This is a genomic window from Alteromonas sp. KC3, assembly GCF_016756315.1.
Lineage (GTDB): Bacteria > Pseudomonadota > Gammaproteobacteria > Enterobacterales > Alteromonadaceae > Alteromonas.
Genome location: NZ_AP024235.1, coordinates 288,504 through 312,681, shown reverse-complemented (window position 1 = coordinate 312,681; position 24,178 = coordinate 288,504). Strand labels below are relative to the sequence as shown.

At 44.2% G+C, this 24,178-nt stretch carries 20 protein-coding genes and 1 tRNA gene; 9 read left to right on the top strand and 12 right to left on the bottom strand.

What is annotated here, in order from left to right:
- Window positions 1–104: 104 nt before the first annotated feature.
- Complete coding sequence (locus tag JN178_RS01360; RefSeq protein WP_202263257.1) at window positions 105–1,745, top strand: RNA polymerase sigma factor; 1,641 nt, start codon at window positions 105–107, stop codon at window positions 1,743–1,745.
- Between the two features lie 2 nt (window positions 1,746–1,747).
- Here JN178_RS01360 and JN178_RS01355 read toward each other — a convergent pair whose 3' ends face one another.
- From JN178_RS01355 to JN178_RS01345, 3 genes are all read right to left on the bottom strand, one after another.
- Window positions 1,748–3,247 carry a trehalase family glycosidase gene (locus JN178_RS01355; protein ID WP_202263256.1) on the bottom strand — a complete coding sequence of 500 codons (1,500 nt, stop codon included), beginning with the start codon at window positions 3,245–3,247 and terminating at the stop codon, window positions 1,748–1,750.
- The gene (locus tag JN178_RS01350; protein WP_232369661.1) at window positions 3,244–4,509 is read right to left on the bottom strand and encodes an MFS transporter; all 1,266 of its coding nucleotides are present in this window, start codon (window positions 4,507–4,509) and stop codon (window positions 3,244–3,246) included. Before JN178_RS01350 ends, JN178_RS01355 begins: the two co-directional genes overlap by 4 nt.
- A gap of 88 nt (window positions 4,510–4,597) precedes the next feature.
- Window positions 4,598–5,614 carry a LacI family DNA-binding transcriptional regulator gene (locus JN178_RS01345; RefSeq protein ID WP_202263255.1) on the bottom strand — a complete coding sequence of 339 codons (1,017 nt, stop codon included), beginning with the start codon at window positions 5,612–5,614 and terminating at the stop codon, window positions 4,598–4,600.
- 299 nt (window positions 5,615–5,913) lie between these two features.
- On the opposite strand from JN178_RS01345, the gene JN178_RS01340 reads away from it, so the two are divergent.
- Both JN178_RS01340 and JN178_RS01335 read left to right on the top strand, forming a co-directional pair.
- Window positions 5,914–8,175, top strand: coding sequence for a TonB-dependent receptor (locus JN178_RS01340; RefSeq protein WP_202263254.1), 2,262 nt, complete (start codon window positions 5,914–5,916; stop codon window positions 8,173–8,175).
- Window positions 8,176–8,369: 194 nt separating this feature from the next.
- Window positions 8,370–9,041 carry a haloacid dehalogenase type II gene (locus tag JN178_RS01335; protein WP_202263253.1) on the top strand — a complete coding sequence of 224 codons (672 nt, stop codon included), beginning with the start codon at window positions 8,370–8,372 and terminating at the stop codon, window positions 9,039–9,041.
- Between the two features lie 65 nt (window positions 9,042–9,106).
- On the opposite strand, the gene JN178_RS01330 is transcribed toward JN178_RS01335, so the two are convergent.
- From JN178_RS01330 to mutY, 9 genes are all read right to left on the bottom strand, one after another.
- Window positions 9,107–9,367: a hypothetical protein gene (locus JN178_RS01330; RefSeq protein WP_202263252.1), complete on the bottom strand. Its 261-nt coding sequence runs from the start codon at window positions 9,365–9,367 to the stop codon at window positions 9,107–9,109.
- A 543-nt stretch (window positions 9,368–9,910) separates the two neighbouring features.
- A complete protein-coding gene (locus tag JN178_RS01325) occupies window positions 9,911–10,414 on the bottom strand; it encodes a chemotaxis protein CheW (protein WP_202263251.1) in 504 nt (167 codons plus the stop codon).
- Window positions 10,411–12,366: a chemotaxis protein CheA gene (locus JN178_RS01320; protein ID WP_202263250.1), complete on the bottom strand. Its 1,956-nt coding sequence runs from the start codon at window positions 12,364–12,366 to the stop codon at window positions 10,411–10,413. The genes JN178_RS01325 and JN178_RS01320 overlap by 4 nt, the downstream gene beginning before the upstream one ends.
- Before the next feature lie 36 nt (window positions 12,367–12,402).
- Window positions 12,403–12,768: a response regulator gene (locus JN178_RS01315; RefSeq protein ID WP_202263249.1), complete on the bottom strand. Its 366-nt coding sequence runs from the start codon at window positions 12,766–12,768 to the stop codon at window positions 12,403–12,405.
- A 57-nt stretch (window positions 12,769–12,825) separates the two neighbouring features.
- Entirely contained in the window at window positions 12,826–13,497 is a 672-nt protein-coding gene (locus tag JN178_RS20295; protein ID WP_442859687.1) for a methyl-accepting chemotaxis protein, read from the bottom strand.
- An 855-nt stretch (window positions 13,498–14,352) separates the two neighbouring features.
- The gene (locus JN178_RS01305) at window positions 14,353–14,997 is read right to left on the bottom strand and encodes a transporter substrate-binding domain-containing protein (protein ID WP_202263248.1); all 645 of its coding nucleotides are present in this window, start codon (window positions 14,995–14,997) and stop codon (window positions 14,353–14,355) included.
- A 632-nt stretch (window positions 14,998–15,629) separates the two neighbouring features.
- Window positions 15,630–15,705, bottom strand: a tRNA-Phe gene (locus JN178_RS01295).
- A 150-nt stretch (window positions 15,706–15,855) separates the two neighbouring features.
- A complete protein-coding gene (locus JN178_RS01290) occupies window positions 15,856–16,128 on the bottom strand; it encodes an oxidative damage protection protein (protein WP_159627170.1) in 273 nt (90 codons plus the stop codon).
- A 33-nt stretch (window positions 16,129–16,161) separates the two neighbouring features.
- Window positions 16,162–17,220, bottom strand: a complete 1,059-nt coding sequence (gene mutY / locus JN178_RS01285; RefSeq protein WP_202263246.1) for an A/G-specific adenine glycosylase — start codon at window positions 17,218–17,220, stop codon at window positions 16,162–16,164.
- Window positions 17,221–17,330: 110 nt separating this feature from the next.
- Between mutY and JN178_RS01280 the strand changes: the two genes are divergently transcribed.
- The 6 genes from JN178_RS01280 (at window position 17,331) to arcA (ending at window position 24,172) form a co-directional block, all read left to right on the top strand.
- Window positions 17,331–18,035, top strand: a complete 705-nt coding sequence (locus tag JN178_RS01280) for an alpha/beta fold hydrolase (RefSeq protein WP_202263245.1) — start codon at window positions 17,331–17,333, stop codon at window positions 18,033–18,035.
- Between the two features lie 91 nt (window positions 18,036–18,126).
- Window positions 18,127–18,846, top strand: coding sequence for a tRNA (guanosine(46)-N7)-methyltransferase TrmB (gene trmB / locus JN178_RS01275; protein ID WP_202263244.1), 720 nt, complete (start codon window positions 18,127–18,129; stop codon window positions 18,844–18,846).
- Complete coding sequence (locus tag JN178_RS01270; RefSeq protein WP_159627174.1) at window positions 18,846–19,925, top strand: methyltransferase; 1,080 nt, start codon at window positions 18,846–18,848, stop codon at window positions 19,923–19,925. Before trmB ends, JN178_RS01270 begins: the two co-directional genes overlap by 1 nt.
- A 158-nt stretch (window positions 19,926–20,083) precedes the next feature.
- Window positions 20,084–21,502 (top strand): glycogen synthase GlgA, encoded by a 1,419-nt coding sequence (gene glgA, locus JN178_RS01265; RefSeq protein WP_202263243.1) that lies wholly within the window; start codon window positions 20,084–20,086, stop codon window positions 21,500–21,502.
- A gap of 161 nt (window positions 21,503–21,663) precedes the next feature.
- Window positions 21,664–23,310, top strand: a complete 1,647-nt coding sequence (locus tag JN178_RS01260; protein WP_202263242.1) for a sensor histidine kinase — start codon at window positions 21,664–21,666, stop codon at window positions 23,308–23,310.
- Window positions 23,311–23,464: 154 nt separating this feature from the next.
- Window positions 23,465–24,172 carry a two-component system response regulator ArcA gene (gene arcA, locus JN178_RS01255; RefSeq protein ID WP_014996957.1) on the top strand — a complete coding sequence of 236 codons (708 nt, stop codon included), beginning with the start codon at window positions 23,465–23,467 and terminating at the stop codon, window positions 24,170–24,172.
- Window positions 24,173–24,178 lie beyond the last annotated feature (6 nt).

Here is a 24,178-nt window from a genome sequence, read left to right as displayed (position 1 = left end):
ATCGCAAAGCAGGTGATAAAAAAATAAAACGAATTTAAAAAGTGTGTCACCTTTTTCTTATTGAAGGCACTTATTAGTTATCCGCACTACAACGTAAAGAAAATATGTTTAGAAAACGCCTAGTACTTAATAACGCCGACGACGCCAGCCTCGTTATGCATTCACTTGGAGGTAACCGCGACGCCTTTTGCGAAATAGTTACCCGATACCAAAATTTACTTTGCTCACTGGCCTACTCTTCGGTAGGCGACTTAAAGCAAAGTGAAGATATCGCGCAAGAGGCATTTATTGAAGCATGGATGAAGCTAGATACGCTGCGTGACCCTGAAAAATTAAAAGCGTGGCTGTGTGGAATTTTGCGATTTAAAGTAAGTCACCACAGACGAAAAGAGCACAGACATAGCGCTCATCATCAAAGCACCGTTCTTGATGATACTATCAGTACACATACCGATGCAGTAGCCTTCAGTGAAGCAAAAACGGTTAACTTAGATGAGCAAGCTATTGCTCAGCAGCATGAAGCATTAATGTGGCAAGTACTGGAAGGTATGGACAATCACTATCGCGAGCCGTTGGTGCTGTATTACCGCGAGCAGCAATCGATTGAACGTGTTGCCCAAGAGCTCGACCTAACTCTGGACACCGCTAAGCAGCGACTTTCGCGAGGCCGTAAGTTACTCAAAGCAGCCATGTCATCAATTGTGGAAGAGTCGCTTAAGCGCAGTAAGCCCGGTGTTGCATTTACCGCAGCAGTGCTCAGTGCCATCAGCTCGGTATCACCGCCAGCCAAGGCCGCAGCCTACGGTGCTGGGGCCGCTAAAGCCACTAGCTATTTGTCACTTTCTGCGTTTATTGCATTGCTGGCCAGTGCATCAGGTTTTATCAGTGCTTTTTTTGGGTTGCAAGCGGCCTTAGCACAAACGCGAACACTGAACGAACGTAAATTGGTAATTCGCATTGTCACCCTATTTATGACATGGGCCATTTTGTTTGTTGCTGGCATGATTGGGTTGAAGTACGCGGCCCTTGCTAAGCCGCAATTTGCGATTACTTTCACGGTTCTGTCCCAATTGCTTGTGCTTGCATTTGTTGTGGCATATTTACGACTGTCGTATCAAATGATTGCATCAATGAAGACATTGCGAATGCACGAGCGGCTATTTAACCCACATGTGTTTAACGATGAAGCCGTACAAGAGAAATCATCACGCAAAGCACTCATCAGTCGCATTCGACTTTTTGGCGTACCGCTTTATCACTTTCAGTTTGGCATGCCTGAGCAAAATGAAAAGGCGGCTTATGGCTGGATTGCAGGCGGTAGTCATGCATATGGGATTCTTTTTGCCTGGGGCGGTATTGCAGTAGCCCCAATAAGTGTAGGCATTATATCTGTTGGCGCAGTCACTGTGGGCGCCGTTGGAGTTGGTGTGTTAAGTTTGGGCACAGTTGCTATTGGCGTGATTGGTTTTGGCGCCTCGGCCGTTGCATACAATGCGTATGCATCGCTATCGTCGTTAGGTTGGCAAAGTGCTTTCAGCCAAGGGTTTTCTGTTGCACTCGACGCCGCAATAGGGCCATTCGCGTACGCTGAGCATACCAACAGTGAAAAGGCTGCAGATATTGCGCAGCTGTCGCTCTTTGACCAGCATTATTTGTGGTTACTTGTGGCTATTGCTGTACTTGTTATTGTACCCGCCGCATGGCATTCGCACACAGTGCGAAAGCGCATGCAAGTAAAAGAATAGGTTTACTGATTATCTTGCAAATAGGTTTGAAAGCGGGTGTACACGCCGTTAGTCCACCCGAAACCTAACTGAACTTCATATTCACCACCACCCGCTTTGACGGTAGGCTCACACACATTGTACTTCTCAAGCAGCACACCGCTTTGTAAAAAGGTATCTTCAATCGTGGTGCAAAAACGGCGCATAATGCTGGCGGCCATGCGTTCGAAGCCATAGTTACGCAGGCCTTCAACGGCAAATAACTGAAGAGGTGCCCATCCATTAGGTGCATCCCACTGCTGTGACGTTGTAATAGCAGTGGTAACCAAACCACCTGCTTTCAATAAATGCTCACCTAGTGTGGCTTCAACCACTTGTGCTTGATGTTTGTCGGCAATGCCTACAAATAGCGGCACTGTCATGGCAGCAGACACCACTGACGTTTGCGTATCAGTTGGATAGTGGTAATCGAAATAGCCTTTTTTGGTTTCGCTGTATAAGTAGGTATTAATCGCCTCTACTCTGCGCGTCGCCGCCACTTTGTAACGTGCTTTCTCGTTGCCTTCGGTTACATTGGCTAAGGTATTTTCTAGTGTGACTAGCAATGCATTGAGATCAACAGGAATTATTTCTGTCGTTCTAATGCTGGCAAGCTGATTCGGATCTTCAAGCCATCGAGAGCTAAAGTCCCATCCAGACTCACAGGCAGCACGCACATGCTGATAGAAAGCGGCTTTGTCTGCACCAATGGTTTCTGCCGTTTCAATATCTTCGCGGTACGACTCCGGTCGTGGTGTAGCTTCAGTATCAAAATAGCGATTTAACACTGCTCCACACGGCATAGTTATTACCCGAAGCGGTGAGACTTCATTGTATTGCATCCAAAACGCATACTCTTTTTTCATGCCTTCGACAGCGTACTTTTTTTGCTGTGGAGAAAGGTGCGCCTCAAGCAACTGATAAAATAGGGCCAAAATTGGTGGCTGGCTACGAGAATAATAATAGGCGCGGTTACCATTTGGAATGCAGCCAACTTCTAATAGGATATCAACAAAGTTCTCAAGCATATTGATAGCCATGTCGATGCGTCCTGCATCCATTAAACCAAGTGCGGTAAAATAGCTATCCCAGTAGTAGATTTCGCGAAAGCGACCGCCGGGCACAATGTAAGGTCGGCTTAACGCAATAAGACTGTCGTTGTACTGTGTGTCCGGTGTACGCGTAAGTACGTCCCACATTTTTTCAATATAGTGCGAAACGCTTTTAAATGAGGTGTTCGATGTTTCATTATCGGAACTGGGAATATCAAAGTGCGTCTGAACAAACCCAAGTAAGTCTACCTGCGTATTGTTTTGCTTAGCCAGTTGGCACGCCCTATCGTAGGCTTTAAGGGTTGAAGCAATATCCGTTTTTACAACAGCATCGGCAAAGGTTTTGCTATCGGGAAACAGCTGCGCCATTTGAACATCTTTAAATAAATCGCTTTTAAAAAAAGACAAGCTGTCTTGCCACGTATGACTCATGCTGGATGCTCCGAATTGCGCTGTGGAGATAACGCTTTTTCCGTTAACGTTGTCGACGCTTTCTTAAAGAAGAACAATGTAATAACCAACAAGCCAATTGGGATAAGCGAAAGGTAAAATGCTTGCTGCCCACCCACTGCGTCGAAAACAAACCCGGTAACAATAGAGCCAGTTGTGCCGCCAAGAGCAGAAAATACCACGATAAGTCCGGTCATAGGCGCGTGCTGAGCTTGAGGAAGCGCACTTAACATTACCGAATTAATAACCGGGTAAATGGGCGCCATCATCAAACCAATTAAAGGGATCAGAAAGGCAGCAAGCGGCGCATCTGCCCAACTAGCAATAGGCATGTTAGCTACGTTTTCCGCAAGCGGTAAACTAAGTAGCATGACTAACGCCATACCTGCCAAACATATATTTAAAAAAGGATACCAGTTCATTCGCGTAAGCACGGCCCCAGCCGTTAGCCTGCCAACTGCTAAAGCAATAGCAAAAATACTGGTTATTTGAATGCTTACCTGAGTGGGCAAACCCAACACCTCTTTGTTAAATGTGGGTAACCACGAGCCAATTCCTTGCTCAATAAGTACATACAGAAAAATAGAAAAGATAAACACAAGCACTAACGGTTTGTAGGCCAGCTTTAACATGCCAACAAACTCGCTGCCCAATGTGCTGCCTTGGGTATATTCAACGCGTTTTATAGGTGCAATAGCTACCACCATACATGTGAACGCCACTAATGCCGCAAGTAGGTAATACACATTTAGCCACGACAGCGATGCATCGTTGTTAGGATCGATAAAGCCCGCGAAAACCCAGTAGCCCGATAACACACCCAGCATAAATATGCCTTCTATAGTATTCATTAACGAGGAGTGCGCTTTTGTTGATGAAGACAGTTGACCAATAATGGCATATACCGACACTTTAACTAACGCAAAGGCCGTACCGATACTGGCAAACAATACCTTAATAAACCAAAAACTGGCGATAGACGGGGTAAGCGCACATGCCACAGTCACCAACGCAAGCCCCACTAGCATGGCGAGTTTATAACCCACTCGAGGAATAAAGCTGGCAACCAAAAAGGACACTATCGCAATAGAGAGATCTTTAAAGCCTTCCAGTGTGCTGGCCTGAGGTTTACTTATGTCGAAACTATTGATGGACTGCAGAATTACTGTGCCCACACTGTTTAGCAGTATGGCAAAAACGTAGTAACTGATCGCTATTGCAGCAATAATCATTAAACGTGACATGTGTAAACACTCTGTTAACTGAATTACGCTGGAGTGTAGTCTTAAGAAAACAAAAATGCAAACGTTTGCAAGTCGAATTTAATAGGTACTATTTCGTTGAGCGTCTAGCAACTAATGTAGTGTCGACCACTTGACTCTGGGTGGGTTTGCCTTCCAGTTGATTGATTAATTGCTCAACCATTAATGCAGCGGCCTGCTGTGTATTTTGTCGTATGGTGGTTAAAGACGGATGCATTAATTCAGCCAGAGAAATATCATCATAACCCACAATACCAACGTCACTGGGAATACCAACGTAGCGTTCTTTCAATGCTTTGAGCGCACCTAAGGCCACCATATCGCTAACGCAAACAATCCCGTCGAAATCGAGGCCATTGGCTTTTATGCGCTCGTTTATATACTGATAAGCTGCCTTCGACGTAATATCTATGGCACAGGTACACTGCGTGTCCACTTCAACGTTTACGTCTTGATGTGCTTTTACGTAGCCTTTGTGACGTTCCTGCATTTCAGCGTGCTCAGGGTCTCCGAGAAACAGGACTCGCGTGGCGCCTTGGTTGAGTAAGTGCAACGTAGCACGGTAACCACCTTCAAAGTTATCTCCACCCACAATAGGATAAGGCGCGGGGGTCTTGGCATCTCCCCATACCACAATGGGCACGCCGCTTTGCGCTGCTAAATCAATTTTTTGTGTCGATTTTCCCTGACCAATCACCAATATGCCGTCGGCCCGTTGACTACGAATAAAATAGTTAGCCCAGTCGTCGCTGGCCATAAACGAATTCGACAATAACAGCTCGTACCCTTTGGCATTAAGCGCTTGATTCAGCTCGCCCACTAGCTTGAGTAGAAAGGGATCGGTAGTACTCTGCTCTGTGTTATCAATAAGATTAAGAATAACCGCAATAACATTGGTTTTCTGCGTACGCAATCGGCTTGCTGCCGCATTGATACTGAAGTTATGTGTCTTCGCTAACTCTTGTATTTTTTCGCGCGTTTCTTTTTTTATAAGCGGGTTATCTTTCAATGCGCGTGATGCGGTCGAAGTAGACACTCCAGCCAATTCAGCCAATTTTGCCAGCGTGAGTTTTGTATCAGATGCCAATTTATATGTTCTCTAGTTATTAATAATTATAGCAACAGGCTTACTGTGTTCAAAAGCTGTGTGTTTTGGTCGATAGATCACGTTGCCACAGCATACTAAGCAATATAACCCACATTCTTCATGCGTAAAACCTTGTTAACAAGATCCAACAACTAATTTGCAATCGATTGCATTTTATTCTTGCAATCGATTGCAAACAGATCTATTTTGTTTCCAATCGTGATGCGTATAACAATTTTTAAACCTGTTTAACGCATTCAGTTAACAACGCAAATAACATATTTTCGGGAGCACACACCATGAAAACGTTGTTTACAAAAGGAATGCTGGCGAGTGCAGTAGCGGTAGCACTAACGCAGCCCACTGTGGCACAAGAAGAAGCCACACAGCCAACTAATGACAACACCGAAGTAATTATTGTCAGTGGTACGCCAGGTGGCGCAGGGATCAGAAAAATTGACGCAAGCTTCGCTGTGACAAACATTGATGCGAGTGACATTGAAAAGCTAGCACCTAAATCAACTGCAGACTTATTCAAAGCCATTCCAGGGGTTTGGGTAGAAAGCTCAGGCGGTGAATCAGGCGCCAACGTTTTTGTAAGAGGCTTCCCAGGTGGTGGTGATGCACCGTTCCTAACCATTGCGTTAGAAGGTTCACCTATTTACCCCGCCCCTACACTGTCATTTCTAGAAAACTCTCAACTGTTTCGCATCGACGAAACAATTGAAATGGTAGAAGGTTTACGCGGTGGTCCAAACCCTGTAGTAAGTAACGGTCAGCCGGGCCTTACCACTAACTTTCGCTTAAAGCGCGGTAGTGACGCTACTGAAGCTCTGGCGAAATACACAATATCAGACTACGGCTTAAACCGTGTAGATGTTGTAGCCAGTGGTGCATTAGATGATGACTTGTACTACATGGTAGGCGGTTACATTAAAAGCTCAGAGGGAATACGTGATGCTGGGTTTAACTCTGAGCAAGGTAATCAATTTACGGTTAACATCACAAAAGTATTTAATAAAGGTGAGTTGAACCTCTATACCCGCCAGACAGATGATCGCGGCACTTGGTATTTGCCAACACCACTTAACATTGATGGTATCGACGCGAACTATACGCAAATTGGCCCACTTAATCGTCAAGGCACCATTGCCTACGGACCAGACGGTGCAACATCAGAATCATTCGACTTCGGCGAAGGCCGTGGATGGGATGGCCATGTAAGTGGCGGTAGTTTAAAACTAGAACTTGGCAACGACTGGCACCTTGTTGATCGTTTTAATCTAACTAAAGGCGAGGCCAACACCTTTGGTCTAGTGCCTAATGGTGCAGCAACTACGGTTGCAGCAGTAGCAGATAATGGTGCTACTGCAGTTGGCGCAGTAACTGGCACTGAGTATGCTGGCGATACCCCCATTCAACAAATTGGCCGCTGGGTTGTATTAAAAGATATTGAAGCGTTTACTAACGATTTAGCGGTTTCAAAAAGCTGGGAAGATTTTGACGTATCGTTTGGAATTTACAGCGCAACCACCAAAGCCAACGACTGGTGGAGTATAGGTAACACGGCTTATCATGTTCTTCAGCCAGGTGGTGAACTGTTAGATGGTATTGAGTGTAACACCCAAGCAGAAGGCTGTGACTGGAACTACGATATTAACTCTGTAGGTGACGCCAATACTTTTGCACTCTATGCAACCTCTACGTGGTACGCCTCTGACGATTTAAGCATTGATTTGGGTTTGCGTCGTGAAAATCACGAAGTGAACTATTCGGTTGACGAGGGACTTGACGGTGTTATTACCAAAGCTCTTGAATACGATGAAACGAAAACATCTTGGACGCTAGGTGCAAACTACGCGCTTACCGACAACAGCGGTGTGTTTGCGCGCATGAACCGCGGTTACAAGATGCCATACTTCGATGACTTCCGCGACAACTGGGGTGCATATACAGGTGGTAACGACCTAATCCAACAAGTTACGCAAGGCGAGTTGGGCTATAAGTTTATGAATGAAGACATTCAGTTCTTTGCGACCTTGTTTGCTAACGAAGTGGAAGGTGACACTTTTGTGCGCCGCCCTGGAGCGCCGGCTGAAATTTTAACAAACGAAGCATATGGCGTTGAGCTTGACGGCCGTTATAGCCACGATTCTGGTTTCTCTGTAAGTGTAAACGCAACATTGCAAGAAACTGAAATTACCGCAAGCGCAAACAATGAAGGCAACGAAGCACAGCGCCAACCTGGCTGGCAAGTACGTGTTACTCCAAGCTACGGTTTCGACATTGGTGATATGTATGCAACTGTTTATGGTACCTTGTCGGCTGTTGATGACCGTTTCGGTAACAATGAAAACACGGTAGTGCTTGAAGGCTACGAAAAAGTAGACGTAGGTGTAACACTTGAACCTACTGAATCGCTTCGTCTACAATTCTCGGTTGACAACTTAACTGACGAACAAGGCATTACAGAGGGCGACCCGCGTAACCCAGATGCGCCAAACGGCCGTTACATTATGCCAAGAAGCATGAAATTAAGCGTGTCTTACTTGTTCTTCTAGCAGTTATCTAACGCTATTTCTCAAAAGCCGATGCATTGCATCGGCTTTTTCATTTCTACTTACAGCAAAAAACCTTACCTTTATCTTACGCCCCATTCTTTTGATCGCAATTGGTACTACAGTGGTAAGCAGGTAAACGTTTTTCATTGTTTGCAGTGGCGTACCCACTTTTTAACCTACCAACGAGGTTCACCATGACAACGCCAAAAGTTATTTTTTTCGACATTAACGAAACACTGCTAGATATGCAGGCTATACGACATGGCTTAGCCGACGTGCTCAATGGTGACGACACCTTGGTTGATGTGTGGTTTGCGAATCTATTGCATCATAGTCTTGTTGATATCGCTTCTTCGCAATATCACGATTTCATTGATATTGGTGCTGCTGCATTGGTGATGGTTGCACATAGCAAAGACATCTCACTGGATATCGAACTTGCAAAAAAAACGATTGCTGAGCACATTACTGCATTACCGGCTCACGATGATGTCGCGCCCACTCTTAAAGCACTGAAAGAAGCTAACGTTAAGCTAGTGGCTTTATCTAATTCATCGCAAGCGGGCTTAACGAAGCAGCTAAAATTTGCTGAAATTCATCACTATTTTGACCATGTACTCAGTGTCGAATCTATTCGCGCATATAAGCCCCACCCGAATGTTTACCATTGGGCGTGTCAGCAAGCAGGGATTGCTAACAGTGATGCTATGATGGTAGCTGCTCATGGCTGGGATGTAAGCGGTGCGAAAGCCACTGGTATGCAAACGACCTTTGTATCAAGACCTGGAAAAATGATGTACCCGCTGGGGCTAAAGCCAGACTTTACTGTTAACTCACTGTACGAACTTGTCGAGTTGATGAGTTAAGTTTTAATGGATTGGATCAAAAAAGCCTTACTGATGTAAGGCTTTCGATTTTGCATAGCTAGCAATTAAAGTTTAGCGATTTCTTGAGAGTTCGCCTCATAACCTTTTGTGCTGCATGAGTTGCGCTTGGTTTCTAAGGCATTCAGCTGACGTTTTAGCCAAGATTTTTGAATGCCAGATTTGGCAGTGTCCATCTCGCTGCTAACACGGGTAATTTCTTTACCTACGTTAACACACGCTTTTTTATTTGGTTCGAAGCCACCGTTAGCTAATACGGAAGAAGAAAATACTAAGGCAGATAATGCAATAAGTGTTTGCTGTTTCATAAGAGTCCCCAACTACTCGTTATAATCCCGGGTTTAGTTTTATACCGTTAGAACTGGGCAACTTATTGCCCTCAAATCTGATTAGAAATATAGCAGCCCATTTCAAAGCGTTGGGTGTTACAAAATATACGTTGTAATGAAAACAGCGATAAAATATGCAACCATTCCACTTAAGTTGTTGTTATTTTTTATTGTTATTACAAACAACCAACTCTCAATATTCGCTATATTAAAATCATTTTTGATAATTCTAACGGACTCAATAACCGGCCTATCCGTAGTATCGGCTACAGCAACAGCATTCTGTAGCAACATTACCCATTATTAAGCTGCGCTATTAAAACACTGATAAGAAGCACCTACAAGCATACTAGGAACGTGGTTATATAACCCAATACCCTTTGCTTAATGACTACAACACTCTGGGGCTTTAAAAGTGATTATGTTCGCTCAACTGTTTATCGAGCCTCGCGTACCCGCGCCAGCTCAACAACCTGGTTAGTTTTTACTCAAATTATGACAATTTGGATCTCTTAACTCTTGTCAAACTTCACCAAGAGCACTTTCAGATGCCACCAAACCCAACTCGTCGCTCGTAATTAGGCTTTCTATATTAACCAGAATCACCATGTGCTCATCAATATCAGCTAAGCCATGTAAATAGCGACTGTCAAAAGCAACACCAAACTCAGGAGGGGGTAAAACCTGCTCTTCTTCAAGACGGATAACGTCAGATACACCATCTACAACGATACCGACTATACGCTGTTTGATATTAAGCATAATGACGATGGTGAACTCGTTGTACGTAGCTTCGCCAACATTAAACTTAATGCGTAAATCGACAATAGGAACAATGTCACCACGTAAATTAATTACGCCTTTTATAAATGCGGGTGCGTTGGCAATTTTCGTTACTTGCTCATACCCTCTAATTTCTTTTACTGTGGTGATATCGAGGGCGTAGTGTTCATCGCCAAGCACAAAGCTGAGGTATTCTTTGTCTTGCCCCCCAGTAACCGCTTGTTGAAGTGAAGATTGACTCATGAAAGCAGTTCCTCTAATTGACTTGATGTGTAAGTAGTGGCGATTGAATCTGCGTCGATAATAAGCGCTACTTTGCCATCGCCCATAATAGTTGCCCCCGCAATACCGGCAACTTTGCGATAATGTAATTCCAAGCTTTTTATGACTACTTGTTGTTGACCGACCAATGCATCAACCAAGATACCGAAGCGCTTTTTGCTACTTTCAAGCAAAACGACAATGCCTTCGGTCGCTGACTTCTGAGCTCCATCAACATCCATAAAGTCATAAAGTGGAACAAGTGGCCAATATTGGTCGCGAACATACAGTACAGTGTCATTACCCAGAGTTTTCAGCTGATGTTTTTGCGGTTGAAATGACTCGACGATATTCAGTAAAGGAATAACAAAAATCTGTTCGCCCACAGACACACACATACCATCGACGATAGCCAATGTAAGCGGCAAATGAATAAAGAAGGCCGAGCCTTCGCCAGCATTGGATTCAATTTCAATACGACCGCCAATCGATTCTATATTTCGACGCACTACATCCATTCCTACGCCCCTGCCTGATACGTCGGTAATGGCATCGGCTGTGGAAAAGCCAGGTTGAAATATTAACTGCCAAACGGCTGAATCTGGCATGTCGTCAGATACCGATAAACCGTTACTTCTCGCCTTATCTAAGATCTTCTCACGATGCAGACCACCACCATCATCAATAATACTAATAATGATGCTGCCCCCCTTTTGTTCAGCGCTTAAAATGACGGTGCCTGTTTCAGACTTGCCGTTACTTCTGCGCGCAGATGGGCTTTCAATACCATGGTCTATGCTGTTTCTCACTAAATGGGTTAGTGGGTCGACAAGCTTTTCAATTAGGCTCTTATCTATCTCGGTATTACCGCCTTGTAATACAAGTTCAACTTTTTTGTCCAACTTACTGGCGAGATCGCGTACCAACCGCGGGAATCGATTAAATGTAGCGGTTAACGGCAGCATCCGCATCGACATTACAGATTCTTGAATTTCACGGGTGTTACGCTGAAGCTCATCAATAGCTAGTTGCAGTCGCTCACCTATTTGGCCATCAACTTCATGACCTATCATAGAAAGCATAGACTGAGTAATTACCAGTTCACCTACCAAGTTCACCATTGCATCTATTTTTGTGGTGTCGACTCGAATTGATACGGTCTCTCGAGAAGCCACCGGTTTAGCTTGCTGGTTAGCTTCAGAAGTACTTTTGGGCGCCGTGGGCGTAGGTTTGTTTGACAAAGGCTTCGGCGTGTTGCTCTCTGCAGCGCTTTCATCTTTAGGCGCGATTGAAGGCACTTTGTTTTCTGCGTTAACAGGTAGCTCAGCATCATCAAAAAAGCCGAAACCGTCGTCTTCATGCGCACTTGATTTGCTTTGAGGTTGAACGTCTTCTTCATCAAAAAATCCGAAGCTATCGTCTGATGTTTCGCTTACAACTGCACTTGGGTTTTGCACTGTGTCATCGTCGTCGAAAAAACCGAAACCGTCATCGTCTTCAGCCGTGGTGTGCGGCGACTTATCACCACTCGCACCGCTTTGTTCTTGTCCATCTATGGCAGCATTTAACACCGTAATTCGCTGGGCTATATCATCTTCAGGAACAGGAGATTGTTGTCGGTAGGCCGTGAGTGTTGCCTTTAGTACATCCAGCGTCTCTAGCAGTACATTGACTATTTCAGTGGTCACACTGAGTTCACCGTTGCGGGCTTTATCTAGCAAGTTCTCCATTACATGTGTAAGGTTCATCAATGCATCAAAGCCAAAAATACCGCTACCACCTTTAATAGAATGCGCCGCACGGAAAATACTATTGAGTTCTTCTGGATCAGGGGCGTCAACATTTAGCCCCATCAGCAGCTGCTCCATATCGTCTAGGTGTTCTTCACTTTCCTCGAAGAACACGCTGTGAAACTGCTCAATATCGATGCTCATATTGAATCTTTCCGGAATAAAAAGAAAAAGGTGTGCTTATCCCAACACACGCTTGGTAACGTCTAGCAGTTTGTTGGGGTCAAAAGGTTTCACCATCCAGCCCGTTGCGCCCGCAGCTTTGCCTTTTGCTTTCATATCATCACCGGCCTCTGTGGTTAGCATAACGATTGGCGTTCTTGCGTAGCTTCCTAACCCTCGAAGACTTTTCACCAGCGTCAGGCCATCCATGCGCGGCATATTCTGATCAGTTAAAACAAAATCAAAACTTTGACCTTGGCACTTATCCAACGCTTCTTGACCATCCTGGGCTGTAGTTATGTCATATCCAGCACTTTTTAGCGTCATTTCTACCATTTGACGAATCGAGACAGAATCGTCCACTACTAAAATACGTTTGCTCATATGCTCACCTCTCCTCATGTTGTCTAATGTGACAACGGTTTATTCCTTATTAAAAGCCTAGAACAACTCTACGTCGCCGGCCGCCATTGACGTGGCAGAAACCGGGTTGTGGTCATTTTTTCCTTTCGCGGCTAACCCTTGTTGATACTCGTTAAGTGATTGAATAAAGTCAGTTAGATTATCTGGGTTAAGTGTTTCCAGCTTTTCAATCACAAATTTTATGATGTCTTGGGTGTATTGGATGTGCTGACCATTAATATCGCCAAACTGCATACCCCGAATGGCGTTATTGATCGCTTCATTAAGTTGCTGGCCAATATCTTCTATTTGTTTCGTTGTTTTTAGGTCTGCTTCCGTCTTTTTGATAATTTCTGACAAGCGTTCGCTAATATGATCTTTCGCATTCACTACCTGCGAAATATCTTGTGAAGCAACAAATTCGGCGGTATCAGTTAATTTATCTACAAGGTTTCGGATGTTCTCCACTTGCGTTTTTATCACATCGCTAAATTGCGTAGAGCGAGTTGATAGCGCGCGGACCTCGTCAGCAACTACCGCAAACCCTCTCCCCGCTTCACCCGCTCGCGCTGCTTCAATGGCTGCGTTTAGCGCCAATAAATTGGTTTGTGCAGCAATATCGTCAATACCACTTAGCGCGTCGATAACGGTTGGCATGGCTTGCTGAATAGTTTGCACTTGGCTCATAAGCTGTTGTGTTGAGGAGGACATTTGCTCTGTAGATGAAATGAATTGCTTGAGTGTTGCGTCGGTTTCTTTGGCAAAAGAGCGCATTCTGTCTGGGTATGACAAGGTATGCGCTTCGTCAACATTTAGTAAATCTTCGATGCATTCAGACTGGTCGGCCTCTAACGCTTTAAGGCGGTTAAATGCTTCTGACAAGGTTACCACTGCATCGTCCTGAGTGGATTTAATAGCAGATAAGTTGGAGGCGCAGGTACTCAACGACGCCGCTATTTTTTGACCTACTTCAGCAATATTGTTGTCGTTGTGAAATGACGGCGTCTGCCGCTTCTGATTTACGCTATGTTGAACCTGATGGGGTTTAGACGATTGAAGGTATTGATGAACCAAAAGACCTAGCAGGAAAGCGCTAAATGCCAGTGCGCTAAGTAAATCAGAATCGAATAAATACAAAACCCAAGACAATAAAAGCCCTACACACGTAACAATGCTCGCGTTTCTCATTTGCTTGGATGTATTCAAGCTTGAAGATACCTCGTTTACCGCCAACTTGCGTTCCTCTTTTCTTTCGCCACGTCCTTCACATTTGTCTTCACATTCACCAATGCAATGCTATTTTTGTTTGCTAGGATGTTGTTTGTTAAAGCGTTAAGAAGACAGCGTTACGCCATTCGCCATCAAAACCATAAGCACTACTTTTGTCTAAATTCGTTTATGGATTTAAGCGTAGTACTCATTTTCAAAAGTTGACAAGAATGCACCGACTTTTTTTGCAAATTCGATGACATAGCAGCTATTTGGCTGTTTTTGATTGCCGTTCATTACAAGTTAATGAGCAGTTGCAGGTACGCTGATGCTATGACTTTTACGCTATAAGAGGAGCTAGTGAAAAAGATCCATAATGTTACAGGCAGGATTAAGATAAAGCGTGACAGGTGTAACAACCAGCGCACTTTTTGAAAATTGTAGCGCATCATCATTTTGCTGAGCAAAGGACAAATTATCACTTAAGGCATAATCTACACGACGACTTTTGACAAGACGCATACCGGTGTCGATGTCTTCAACAAACACTACACGTAAGTCTGCGTCGGTAAATTGTTGTGCAAACGCAGAATCTTCTTTTGTGCGCAGCAAGGCTACACTTTTACCAGTGAGTTCATCGAGTGATTGCCATACAAATGTACTTTCTTTAGCTAGGCGCACCAATCCAACGCTCACTTCGCTTTTGGACAAGACAATCGACTGCGATTTGATACTTTCATCGGCAGGATAAAAACTTGCACACCAATCACCAGAACGAATTATTGCCGCTGCTCTCCCAGGAGGTGCATACACAGGTCGCCATGTTATGTCGTCACTAAGGGCAGCTTTTCGCAACAGTTCAAAAGCGATACCGTTACTTGGCTCTTCAGAAGTTGTAAATGGCGGATACTCAATAGCAAGCACGTCAATTGTTTTTGCCCAACTCGCAATAGGCAGCAATAACAGCGCAACAATGATAGTAGGTAAGCAGGCTAATCGCATAAATAAGGTTGAGAGATATTAGGTAGGTAAAATAGTAGTAGAACGTTTGCGCTCTTGCATCTCAATGTTAAGGCTTCACCGCTAATTCTTCATAAAAACTTCAGCTTTTTTCCAGTAATTTTCATCTTTTCTACAGGTATTAAATACCAAGGACTCTTAGTCTTTGCTTCAAGTAACGAGCAGGTATACCACCTCGTTTTTTCGTCGTTAATGTAACCACAGATAACTTGAAATGGTGCCAACATGAAAATGCCTATACAACTATCAAACGCTATCTATTATCACGTCAGCAGAATCGGTTTCGTTGTACTCTTGTTTGTCGCCCTTTTCTTATTACTGAGTGCGTTCAAGGGGCACCTACCAACAGGAAAACAGTTTCGTACATCGGGTATATCACTTCACTGTCTAGAAAAAGCTGATCCTCTTAGCCAAAGGCTAAAAAAGAACACGACGCTTAAATGCTTATTTGGCTATGTTTAAGTGTGTGAAATGTAGTGGTTAAAAGCGCAAGGCCTTCAATGATGGTGCCCAGACGGGATCGTAACGCGCCAGGCACTGGCACCGACACGGTCGGTGATTTTAATACCGCATGATCAAAAAAGCCCCTGCATTTCTGCAAGGGCTTCTAAGAATGGTGCCCAGAGGCGGGATCGAACCACCGACACGCGGATTTTCAATCCGCTGCTCTACCAACTGAGCTATCTGGGCGAAACTGGTTAGCGTTCTAGGTGTTTAGTACCTGTCCTGCTGTGGGTGCGTATTAAACGGTTTTCCCTCTAACAAGTCAACCGTTTTTCTCGCTTTTTTTTCGGTTTTATTACTGTTTGCGCATTGTTTAAGCAAAATATGCTTTTTTGCTTATTTTTCAGGCGGAACATAGCCTTCAATTGTAGGTTCTATGCCTTCAAACAGATAAGCCGACATTTTTTCTTCCAAAAACGAACGCGCATTTGGGTCCATCATATTTAATTTGTGCTCGTTAATAAGCATGGTTTGCTTTTTTTGCCATTCAGCCCACGCTTCTTTCGAAATATTATCAAAAATACGTTTACCCAGTTCACCCGGGTAAAGTTGAAAGTCGAGGCCATCGGCTTCTTTTTGAAGCTTTTGACAAAATACGGTTCTTGCCATGGGTTATCCTTGAGGTTCTTATATCGGTTGTAGCTAGACTAGCTGTTTAATAATTTTGGTAGTGGGGGCAGCTAGCCCTACTTCAATAGGTTCATTAAGCATAAACCATTTTGAAGACATTTCTGCCACCTGCTTTGTTGGTGGAGAGTTTACCACGGCAACTACCGGGGTTATATCTAAATGAAAATGGCTAAAAGTGTGCCTGAAAGGTTCTAGCGGCTGCGTTTGAGCAACCTCTATGCCACGTAACGATAACGCCTTTATTCCTTCCTCGATGGTTGTGGTTTCTAAAAAGCCATATAGCCCACCCCACAAACCAGACGACGGTCGCTGCTCTAAATAAACCTGTTGATTGAACTGCGCCACCATCATGAAGGTTTCTTTCACTGGCAGTACTTTTTTAGGCTTTTTACCCGGATAACTAGTTTGTTCGCCTTGCGCATAAGCAATACAGTCTGCCTGTAATGGACACTCGTCACACTTTGGTTTGCTGCGGGTGCACACCATAGCGCCTAAGTCCATCATTACCTGGGTGTAGTTCGCGCACCGCGTTTCTGGCGTGTTTGCTTCAGCGACTTCCCACAGCGCATTTTCTACCGTTTTTTGTCCAGGCCAACCGGCAATTGCATAATACCGTGCCAAAACACGCTTTACGTTACCGTCTAAAATAGGATGTCGTTGATTTCGAGATAACGACAAAATTGCGCCCGCGGTAGAGCGCCCTATGCCGGGTAAAGCAATAACGTTTTCAATGTCTTTGGGGAACTCGCCATTGTACTGGTCAACAAGCACCTTTGCTGCTTTGTGTAAGTTACGTGCACGGGCGTAATACCCTAAGCCGGTCCAATGGTGCAGCACGTCGTCTTGAGATGCATTTGCCAATTCAAATACGGTGGGGAACGACTGCATAAAACGTTCGAAATAGGGAATAACGGTTGCCACTTGGGTCTGCTGCAACATAATTTCTGAAATCCACACCTTGTACGGTGTGACATTCTGTTGCCAAGGCAAGTACTTGCGTCCGTGCTCATCGAACCAAGTGAGAACACGCTGGGCAAAACTGCCACTATATTTAGAAGTCTGTTCACTCATATTTACTACCAGTAATGGACACTGCCATTACCTATTTATCTACTCAGTGATTTATAAAAAAACGCGCTATGGTAGCATGTACGCGAATACTATTTTGTTAAGGAGCCGGCGTGTCGGTATCAAAGCCCGTTTTGTATTTTCCTGGCACCTTGTGCGATGAACGCATATTTATGCCATTGTGGCATGCTCTGCCTGCTCACCAACGTCGATATGTTCCTCTTCAGTGGGCAGCATCAAAAGACGACATGCTAGCCTTAAGCAAAGACAGAATACTAGAAGGCGAAAAGGTTCACCTTATAGGGTATTCCATGGGTGGCTATATTGCAGCGCTCATTGCTCAACAACGCCCAGAATCGGTCGCCTCTCTTACGCTGATTGGTTATAACCCCAACGGGCTATCCAAAGAAGAAATAGCCAAACGCCAACAACTTACCGCTATGCTTAAAAAAGGGCAGTTTAAGACCGACAACGATGCTTATCTTGCGCGCTTTATTCATCCGTCACGTATTGATGATGAAAATGTTGCGGGTGTTGTAAAGTCTATGGCCCAAGATTTGGGAAAAACAACCTTACTCAACCATACAAATGCCACTACACCTAGAGAGAGTACGACTGAAATTCTCGCTAAGATTAATGCACCTTTGGCATTTATCACTGCCCAGCAAGACAATATCGCGCCTGCTGAAGCCATTGCGCGCGTTTGCCAACAAATCTCTGGGTCATCATTACATCTGCTTGAAAATACAGGTCATATGATACCCCTTGAGCAAACTGAAGCGTTAGCCGCTATTATTGCAAAGCAAATTAGCGATTAAAAATACAGCATTTTTACCATTATGCCGTTGCATAAGCTGCGGGTAAGTGGATAATGCGCCACCAGAAAATTTGGTAAGAAAGGCATTGCAAATGAGGCAATTCAAAAGTCAGGCGGAAGCAGAAGCCGCCGGTGTATATGTAAGTAAGGTAAAAAGCTATGTAAAGCGTGAAGGCCGACTTACTAAAGGACAAGAAAAAGCGCTGGCTGACTATTGGCCAACGATGGGTATCGACTATGCTGACGCGCCTTTATCTTTGTCTGATGTGTTTGGTCGCACTGCACCTGTCGTTGTTGAAATTGGCTTTGGAATGGGCAAGTCATTAGTGGAAATGGCAGCCGCTTCACCGGATAAAGATTTTATCGGTATTGAAGTTCATCGCCCAGGTGTTGGTGCGTGTTTATCTGACGCAGGTGATCAAGGCGTGGAAAACTTGCGTGTGATGGAGCACGATGCTGTAGAAGTGCTTAAGAACATGATCCCAGATGGTAGCTTGTCTCGCTTACAGCTCTTTTTTCCAGACCCTTGGCATAAAAAACGCCACCACAAGCGCCGTATAGTGCAATCTGAATTTGCTGAACTTGTTCGCACCAAGCTTGCTATTGGCGGCTGTTTTCACATGGCCACTGATTGGGAAGCGTACGCTGAACACATGGCCGAAGTTATGAACAACGCACCTGGCTACACCAATACTGCTGAAGAAGGCGATTATGTTCCGCGACCTGAGTACCGCCCTATCACTAAATTCGAAACGCGTGGTCAAAAGCTCGGGCACGGTGTATGGGATCTAATTTACGAGCGCACTAAGTAATGATTCTATCTCCTCAAAGCCAGCTACTCGAGCGTAATATCACTTTGTTTGACGAAGGTCAGTGGGCCTTTATCAACCCGTCAGATGCTTATTTTCTAGATGGATTGAAGTCGAAAACGGTAACCGTTATTCATCAATATTTTGATATATTCTCGGAATGCGTAAGAGTTATTCCTTCGGTGTCATTCGACAGCAGAGATATTGCCGAAGACGGTTTTGAGGTAGTGCAGAAAGTTGGCAGTCACACTCATATTTTTACGCCTTTTGTAAAACAAGAAAATTCCCACACCGATGTCATGCTTTTCTTACCCAAAGCAAAAACTCACTTTCAAATGTTGTTGCGAATGGCTGCAGGAATGGTTGGCCAAAATGGGCGTATCCATGTTGTAGGTGAAAATAAGGGTGGAATTAAGAGTGCAGCCAAATTAATGCAGCAATACGGGGCGACTCAGAAAGTAGACTCGGCGCGTCATTGTAGTCTTATCACACTTATTGTTGAGCAAGCGCATTTAGCTTTTGATCCAAAAGACTGGACCAGTTTCAATGACTATCACGTTGAAGGTACCAACTGGGAAGTGGCCGCGATGCCAGGCGTATTTAGCTACAAAGAGTTGGATGCAGGTACCGAGTTGTTGCTAGAGAAGTTAGCGCATAGTCTAAGTGGGAATGTATTAGACTTTGCGTGTGGTGCTGGCGTAATAGCAAGCTACTTAATGTTGAAATATCCTCACCTGAAACTGCATTTAACCGATGTCAGTGCCCTTGCTATATACTGCAGCGCGCTAACGCTCAAAGAAAACGGATTAGCAGCAACCTTGTATGGTGCTGATGGGCTGCATGGGTTTACTCAGAAAGTACAACACATTGTAACCAACCCACCATTCCATACGGGTATTAAGACAGATTACACTATTACAAAGCGTTTTATCGCGGATGCTAAAGCAATTTTGTCATCACAAGGCACATTACAAATGGTCGCTAATCGTTTTTTACCTTACCCAGGGTTATTGTCTGAGCACTTTCAAACTGTTTATACCACGGCACAAACCTCACAATTTTCTGTATATCAAGCAGCATAGCCGTTAAAAAACGGTTATGCTTGTGCTAATTTAGCTTATCTGCATACAGCGATTGCGCCACCATTTTTGCTTCACTTGTGTGGCGTCCCAGCATCTTTTCGATTGATTTAACACGGTTTTGCTAGTGCTCTGCACTTATTGCACTAAGGGGATTACCTGTGAATATTGTATTTGCGATTTCAGAAGTAGAAGAGTTAGTTAAAACAGGTGGCCTTGCTGATGTAGGCAAGGCACTTCCTTTGGCACTTCACGCATTGGGCGAAAGCGTTAGTATTGTTATGCCCTATTATAAAGTGCTAGCTGAACAATTTGACCTTGCGTGTGTGACTGAGAAACAAACACTGTTTACCGAAGGTCAGGTTTATCAGTTTGATATTCGCTACATGCAATGGCACGACATCCCTGTGTACTTTGTAGATTCACCAGAGCACTTTATGCGAGATGGCTTGTACTCAAATGCCTACGATGCCTATGATGACAATGGTGAACGCTTTAGCTTTTTCAGTGGCGCGGTATTACAAACATTACAAGCGATTGATAAAAAGCCGGATATTATCCATTGCCACGATTGGCATACGGCAATGCTGCCTTTCTTGTTAGCGCATGATAAATCTGGTTTTTACGCTAACACTAAAACGGTCTTTACAATTCACAACGCTGCATTTCAAGGGGTTCACAGACTAGACGAGATCCCCTTCTTGCGTCATCACCCGAATATTCTTGCTCAGGTGCATGGCGGCTATATCAATATGCTACAAAGTGGGATTGAATTTGCGAGTAAGGTGACAACAGTAAGCCCTAACTATGCGAGAGAACTATTGACCGATTTGGGTAGCCACGGCTTACATGAACGATTAGTCAGTCGCACGAATGACTTAAGTGGCATCTTGAACGGCTGTGACTATACGCAGTGGAACCCGCAAACGGACAAATACTTACCTGAGCACTACAGCGCTGAAAATTTGCACCCAAAATCAACCTGTAAGCGCGTGCTTCAAGAAAAGTCTAACTTACCACAGCAACCCTCAGTGCCGCTTATTGGCATGGTTTGTCGACTTACTGAACAAAAGGGCTTTGGTTATATCCTGCCTATTTTAGATGAGTTGGTGAAACACAACTTACAAATGGTTATTGTCGGTACAGGCGACCCTAAAGTGTGTATGGATTTAGGTGAATTTGCACAACAACATCCTACTCAGTTTGCCTTTATTAATGGCTTTAGTTCAGAACACGCGCATTTAGTTGAAGCGGGCGCTGACTTTTTCTTAATGCCTTCACAATTTGAGCCTTGCGGACTAAATCAAATGTACAGTTTGGCCTACGGCACGGTTCCTATTGTACGTTCAGTAGGTGGCCTCAAAGATACGGTTATTGATCACTCACATACCGATGGTACGGGTTTTGTGTTTGATGACCCTACACCTTGTGCACTGTTATCATGTATTCGCCGTGCCCTGCTAGCCTTTTACGAAGAACCTGCGGCCTTTAGAGCCATGCAAATACGAGGAATGAATACCCGATTTACTTGGGAATCAGCAGCACAGAGCTACCAAGCATTGTACAAGTCGGCCGTATAGTTACGCTGGCGCTTTTTGGTAGCGAGGATCCGCGCTTGTTTATCAACTTAATTTAGACAAGCCGAAACATTAATTATTGTTTATACGCATCTTTCTTTTTGCGCAATTATGCGCCACTATTAATTTAATAAAGATGCGAATGGATAACACGCAAAACAAATATGACGGGAAAGGCAGTTAAGTTTTCAATTCGTAGCCTATTTTTGTGGGTGGTAATGTCGATCGCCGCGTTCTCGCTTACCGTGCTTTCTGGCTTGTCTATCTATACCCAAATCAAAACATACCGTCATGAGTTAGAATCTAACGCTATCATGCTAGCCAAACTTGTTGCACGCAGTTCGGCCAGCTACTTATATGATGAAACCCCAGAACGTATAGAACTTGCCCTTAAAAATCTCAGCGCGACCGAACACGTATTGAATGCACATGTTTATCGCGTCGACAATTCGGGCGCTGCGCCAGAAATTTTTTCTTCTTACAACCGCGAAGGTCAGTTATTACTAGGCGGCAAGGAAAACCAGCTACCTGCGCTATTTTTAAACCCTAGCTTGGCAGACTCTGGCCATTACCTAGAGCTTAGTACCAAAGTATTCGACGAAGAGACCAATATCCAATTAGGGTGGGTTTACTTACGAGTATCGTCAGACAATTTTAATCAGCTGGTTGGCAAGTCAATATGGTTAAACCTGATAGTGGCATTGGTTCTTCTTGGAGTAAGCTTCTATTCAGCGGTGCGTATGCAGCGCGTGGTAACGGGGCCAGTTGAAGAGATTGCCAGTTTTCTTCAACGCACTTCACGCCAGAGAGATTACTCAGCAAGGGCAGAAGGCTCAGCCATTCACGAGCTCGACATACTCGCCGATGCTGTCAATGTCATGCTACTGCGAATGCAAGAATATATGCAAAAGCAGCGGCAAGCCGAAGAGCAGCATAGAAAGCTCAATGCGAGCTTGGAAGATATGGTAAACCATAGAACTACGGCACTGAAAGACGCGAACCAAGAGCTCATTCAGACTCTAGAAAAACTGCATCAATTCCAACGCCAAATTGTACAAAACGAGAAAATGGCGTCGCTTGGTGACATGGTGGCAGGTGTTGCCCACGAGGTAAATACACCGATTGGTTTGGGTGTTACTGCATCGACTATGATGCTCGACCGCTTGGCTGTTATTCAAAAAGACTTTGAAAATAAAACGCTGAAAGCCAGCGCGATGAAGCGCTTTTTAGATGAGAGTAACGAAAATCTCAATATTATTTATCGAAACTTAAACCGCGCAGCCGAATTAATATCTAGCTTTAAGCAAGTAGCGGTAGATCAAACCTCGGAGTCGAGTCGAAGTTTTTGCGTTGCACAGCTAGTTAATGAGATACTATTGTCATTACAGCCTCGACTAAAAAAATTAAAACACAACATCAACGTCGATTGCGACCCTACCCTTAGCGTTGAAACGAAGGCTGGCCCGATAAATCAGATCCTGATTAACCTTATTATGAATTCGGTTATTCACGGTTTTGAAAACATAGAAGAAGGTGCGATAGATATTCGCGCCGAAATGGTTAGCAGTAATAAATTAAAACTAGTTTATACCGATAACGGAAAAGGTATTTCACCGGAAATTCGCAAGCGGATATTTGACCCCTTTGTCACCACTAAGCGTGGACAAGGTGGCTCAGGTTTAGGAATGCATTTGGTATACAACTTGGTGACACAGGCTTTAAATGGGTCTATCTCTATCACCAGTGAAGAAGGCAAGGGCGTGGAATTTGTTATTATTTTCCCTGTCGCTAATGCCAAGACATCTGATTAGTTGTATAAAGTATGAACTTTTCTTGAAATTTATTGGCTAACCCCAATACCTTAACAATAAGAATATTCACAAGTTGCTTGCAATCAAGTACATGAATATTAGAATTTAACCAGTTAGTTGCTTAAATCGTATTTTAGAAAGAGTGTAGAACACCATGCAGACGCCAAATGTGTTAATCGTAGAAGATGAAGTGGTCACCCGTACCACGCTTAAAAGTTTGTTTGAAGCGGAAGGGTACAATGTATTTGAAGCTGAAAATGGTGATCAGATGCATGATTTCTTCGAAAATCACGCTATCAATTTGGTAATCATGGACATCAACTTGCCAGGTAAAAACGGCCTAATTTTGGCACGTGAAGTACGTGACCGCAAAAATGTAGGTTTGATTTTCTTAACGGGCCGCGACAATGACGTAGACCGTATCTTAGGCCTAGAGATTGGTGCTGACGACTATTTAACCAAGCCGTTTAACCCTCGCGAACTTACGATCCGTGCACGTAACCTATTGTCTCGTACAACTAACTCTTCAGAAGATGACGATTTACCAAGCCGCGTGAGCTTTAATGGCTGGACACTAGACGGCGATAGCCGCTCGTTAATCTCACCAAATGGTAAAGAGTTCCGTTTGCCACGTAGTGAGTTTAGAGCGCTACACTTGTTCTTAAGTAACCCAGGCAAGATTTTAACGCGTGAACAACTTATTATGGAAATGACGGGCCGCGAGCTTCGCCCGAATGACCGTACAGTAGACGTAACTATCCGTCGTATCCGTAAGCACTTCGAGTCAGATCCTACTGATGAAGAGTTGATTGTTACTATTCACGGTGAAGGTTACCGTTTCTGTGGACAAGTTGACGGTTAATTACCA